Raw genomic sequence first — 4,535 nt, 5'->3', positions numbered from 1 at the left:
CTCCCGGCGCCGGTCGTCCGGCAGGAGCCGGCGGCAACCGCCCGACTCCCGGCATGATGCCTAACCGCACCGAACGTCCCGCACCCGCTGGTGCCGGCCGTCCCGGCGGCGGAGGCCGTGGTCCGGGCCGTCCGGGTGGCGCTCCGGGTACCGGTGCTCCCGGTGCCGGTGGCGGCGCTCCGGCCGGTGGTGGCTTTGGTAAGGGCGGTCGCGGTCGCGGCGGCACCCAGGGTGCCTTCGGTAAGGGCGGCGCAGGCCGTGGCAAGCAGCGCAAGTCGAAGCGTGCCAAGCGTCAGGAACTGGAGCAGATGAGTGCTCCGTCGCTGGGTGGCGTGAGCGTACCCCGCGGCGACGGCAACACCGTAGTCCGGCTTCGCCGTGGCTCGTCCATCACGGACTTTGCCGACAAGATCGAGGCAAACCCGGCAGCACTGGTGACGGTCCTCTTCCACCTCGGCGAAATGGCCACGGCCACGCAGTCGCTGGATGAAGAGACCTTTGCCCTGCTCGGCGAGGAGCTTGGCTACAAGCTCCAGGTTGTGTCCCCGGAGGATGAGGAGCGCGAGCTGCTCTCCACCTTCGACATCGACTTCGACGCCGAACTGGAAGCCGAAGGCGATGAAGACCTCGAGGCACGTCCTCCGGTTGTCACCGTCATGGGTCACGTTGACCACGGTAAGACCCGACTGCTCGATGCCATCCGCAAGTCCGACGTTATGGCGGGCGAGCACGGCGGTATCACGCAGCACATCGGTGCCTACCAGGTCACCCACGCCCACGAAGGCATCGATCGCAAGATCACCTTCATCGATACTCCGGGCCACGAGGCGTTCACCGCCATGCGTGCCCGTGGTGCGAAGGTTACCGACATCGCCATCCTGGTGGTCGCAGCGGACGACGGCGTCATGCCGCAGACCGTTGAAGCCCTCAACCACGCCCAGGCGGCCAACGTGCCGATCGTCGTGGCCGTGAACAAGATCGACAAGGAAGGCGCCAACCCGGACAAGGTCCGCGGCCAGCTGACCGAGTACGGCCTGGTTCCGGAAGAATACGGTGGCGACACCATGTTCGTGGAGGTCTCTGCCCGCCAGAACCTGAACATCGACGAGCTCCTCGGCGCCGTTCTGCTCACCGCAGACGCTGCCTTGGACATGCGCGCCAACCCGAACAAGGACGCCCGCGGTATCGCGATTGAAGCCAACCTGGACAAGGGCCGCGGTTCCGTGGCCACCGTCCTGGTTCAGTCCGGTACCCTGCATGTCGGCGACACCATCGTGGCAGGCACGGCCCACGGCCGCGTCCGTGCGATGTTCGACGACGACGGCAGCGCCCTGACCGAGGCCGGCCCGTCCCGCCCTGTGCAGGTGCTGGGTCTGTCCAACGTCCCGCGCGCCGGTGACACCTTCTTCGTGACCGCTGACGAGCGTACCGCCCGCCAGATCGCCGAGAAGCGTGAAGCTGCCGACCGCAACGCCGCCCTGGCCAAGCGCCGCAAGCGCATCAGCCTGGAAGACTTCGACCAGGCCGTCGCCGATGGCAAGATCGACACCCTCAACCTCATCCTCAAGGGTGACGTGTCCGGTGCCGTGGAAGCCCTCGAAGACGCGCTGCTCAAGATCGACGTCGGCGAGGGTGTCCAGCTCCGCGTCATCCACCGCGGTGTCGGTGCGATCACGCAGAACGACGTCAACCTGGCAACGGTCGACAGCGCCGTCATCATCGGCTTCAACGTCAAGCCCGCCGAGCGTGTTGCCGAACTGGCAGACCGCGAAGGCGTGGACATGCGCTTCTACTCCGTCATCTACGCAGCAATCGATGACATCGAGGCAGCCCTCAAGGGCATGCTCAAGCCGGAGTACGAAGAGGTCCAGCTTGGCACCGCCGAGGTCCGCGAAGTGTTCCGTTCCTCCAAGTTCGGCAACATTGCAGGCTCGATCGTCCGCTCCGGTGTTATCCGGCGCAACGCCAAGGCCCGCATCAGCCGCGACGGCAAGATCATCGGTGACAACCTCACCGTTGAGACGCTCAAGCGCTTCAAGGACGACGCTACCGAGGTCCGCACGGACTTCGAGTGTGGTATCGGTCTTGGCTCGTTCAACGACATCACCGAAGGTGACATCATCGAGACCTTCGAGATGCGCGAGAAGCCGCGCGTCTAAGTCGGATTAGCAGTACAGGTGCGGGGCCGTTGGATTTTCCGGCGGCCCTGCACTTTTCCGCCGTAGAGGGGGCCCCGCCCCTACGCTGGGTGGCCCGATGCCACTCCCGGGCCCCCTCCACGGCTCCAAGGAGCCGCCGGAAGAATCCAACGGGAGTCCGTCGTAGACTCGCCTTAGGCGCGTGGCATGAAAACCCAACTGGTGTACGGCAGCCGTTACGGCGCCGTCGTACATCCAAATTTTTAGGAGTGGAAATGGCTGATCCCGCACGGGCTGCCAAGTTGGCGCAGCGGATTAAGGTTGTCGTTGCTGAGGCGCTGGGCCGGAGGGTGAAGGATCCCCGCTTGGAAGGCGTCACCGTGACCGACTCGCGGGTGACCAACGACCTGCAGCACGCAACTGTTTACTACACCGTGTTCGGTGACGAAGTGGCCCAGGCCGATGCCGCCAAGGGGCTGGAGAAGGCTAAGGGCGTGCTGCGGCAGGAAGTCGGGCGGAACATCACCGTGCGGCTGACTCCGACGCTCGAGTTCGTGGCTGACCAGATCCCCGTCAACGCCTCGAACCTTGAGGAGCTGCTCCGGGCGGCGAAGAAGCGCGACGCCGAGGTGGCCGCGCTTGCCGAAAGTGCAAAGCACGCCGGCGACGCCGATCCTTACAAGAGTGACACTCCGCAGGACGTGGAGCTCGACGAGGACGACTTTGACGAAGAGGACCTGGACCTCATCGACAACGACGCAATCGATGAGGACCGCAACAAGTAGGAATACCTTCCACAGCAGGGGCCGGAACCGGTAACGGATCCGGCCCCTGCTGTCGTATCCGTTCGGAAAGATCCAGCTGCCGTTGCCGGTGACCCGGGATCCGGGTGAAAACCGCCTCGAGTCTGTCCGGGCGCGGCGTGGAGGTGGACGGCAGGGCCACGGTTGACGACTATGGAAGCATCAATGACCGCAGTTATGCGCAAAGGTGGCGGAGTGCCGTGGAGTCCAGCCTGACCAAATGCCCGCACTGCGGGAAGACCAACCGGATTCCCGCGGCCGCTGCCGGGCACCCGCGCTGCGGCAATTGCGGCCGGGACCTTGCCTGGATCGTGACGGCGTCCGACGTCGACTTCCCGGTTGTCGCGGAGCAATCAACCGTTCCGGTTCTCGTCGATTTCTGGGCGGCGTGGTGTGGGCCGTGCCGAATGGTCAGCCCGGTGCTGGACAAGCTGGCCGTGGAGCGGGCTGGAAAGTTCAAGCTGGTGAAGGTCGACGTCGACACCTCCCCGGGATTGTCCCGGAGGTTCGATATCCAGGCCATCCCGACGCTGCTCGTCATCAAGAACGGTGCGGTGGCAGCCCGCCAGGCCGGTGCGCCGCCGTCTGCCGCCCTTCGCAGCTGGCTCGACGCCGCACTGTCCGCCTAGCGGCGTCTTGAGCGTCCTCGGGCTCCCAGCCCGCCGCCGAGCACGGGAGATCCCATGCCCAGGAGGTAGCCGAAGTCGTACCAGTTCCCCGCGCGGGCGGAGTTATAGAACGGGAATTCACTCCAGAACCCGAAGACATGGGCGATCAGGACGATCCATGCCGTCAGCCCATTCCAGAAACCCCACAGCAGGTCTTGCCACCACACGATGTACTCCCTCGGCTGGAAATCCACGGCGCCCTATCGGGCCAGGTCCGACGCCAGGACAGCGGGCCAGCCTGGAAGCGCCGTGAGCTCAGGCTAGGGCGCCGGCCGGCCCGGCGATAGGGCCGGTGGACCTGTCAGTGCCCGCTGCCGGCTCGCGTGCAGGGATGCGCCCGAGGCCCTCCACCAGATCGGCTTGACTGCCGCAGAGCGCGATCCGGATCCAGCCCTCGCCGATCGAGCCGAACGCCGTGCCGGGGGCAAAGGCCACCCCGGAGTCCGCCAGGAAGCGGCGCGTCCATGACCGGACATCCCCGCCACTGGCATGCGAGACGTCCGCCCATAAATAGAACGCGCCTTGGGCCGCGAGGTAGGGGATGCCGTGGGCGCGCAGCACCGCCGAGGCCGCGTCGCGGTTGGCCCGGTAGTGGGCATGGGCGTGGCTGACGTAGTCCTGCGGACCGGTCAGCGCTGCCAGCGCGGCGTACTGCGACGGCGAGGCCACGCACGACACGATCGACTCCATGACGTTGTTCATCTTCTGTTCCAGCCCCGGCGGGCAGATCAGCGCACCGATCCGCAGTCCCGTCAGCCCGTAGGTTTTGGAGAGCGTGAGTGAGGTGAAAACGCGTGCTTCGCCCGGGGCGTCGCTGTCGAAGCGGGCCGGGCTGACGTGCGGGACATCGTAGGTGAACGCCTCGTAGCATTCGTCCGATATGACCCACAGATCGTGCCGCCTCGCCAGCTCCACGAGCCGGCGGG

Annotated in this window: 5 protein-coding genes; 3 read left to right on the top strand and 2 right to left on the bottom strand. The window is 66.1% G+C overall.

The features are described 5' to 3' along the window. The 3 genes from infB to trxA all read left to right on the top strand — a co-directional run. The coding region (gene infB, locus Y706_RS0121850; protein WP_028278248.1) for a translation initiation factor IF-2 at positions 1 to 2,159 on the top strand (2,159 nt) is incomplete at its 5' end. A 254-nt stretch (positions 2,160 to 2,413) separates the two neighbouring features. Then, a complete protein-coding gene (gene rbfA / locus Y706_RS0121845; protein WP_018774499.1) occupies positions 2,414 to 2,923 on the top strand; it encodes a 30S ribosome-binding factor RbfA in 510 nt (169 codons plus the stop codon). Positions 2,924 to 3,141: 218 nt separating this feature from the next. Beyond that, positions 3,142 to 3,570 (top strand): thioredoxin, encoded by a 429-nt coding sequence (trxA, locus tag Y706_RS0121840; protein WP_028278247.1) that lies wholly within the window; start codon positions 3,142 to 3,144, stop codon positions 3,568 to 3,570. On the opposite strand, the gene Y706_RS0121835 is transcribed toward trxA, so the two are convergent. Then, positions 3,567 to 3,776 (bottom strand): hypothetical protein, encoded by a 210-nt coding sequence (locus Y706_RS0121835; protein ID WP_028278246.1) that lies wholly within the window; start codon positions 3,774 to 3,776, stop codon positions 3,567 to 3,569. The genes trxA and Y706_RS0121835 overlap by 4 nt on opposite strands. 88 nt (positions 3,777 to 3,864) lie before the next feature. Further along, a partial coding sequence (locus tag Y706_RS28505) for a pyridoxal phosphate-dependent aminotransferase (RefSeq protein WP_156945225.1) occupies positions 3,865 to 4,535 on the bottom strand: 671 nt, incomplete at its 5' end.

It is taken from the genome of Arthrobacter sp. I3 (genome assembly GCF_000520575.1).
Lineage (GTDB): Bacteria > Actinomycetota > Actinomycetes > Actinomycetales > Micrococcaceae > Arthrobacter > Arthrobacter humicola_A.
This window is presented reverse-complemented; position numbering and strand designations above follow the sequence as displayed.

Coding starts and splice junctions, on each gene's coding strand:
- rbfA (WP_018774499.1), top strand. CDS start 2,414: ATGGCTGATCCCGCACGGGCTGCCAAGTTGGCGCAGCGGATTAAGGTT.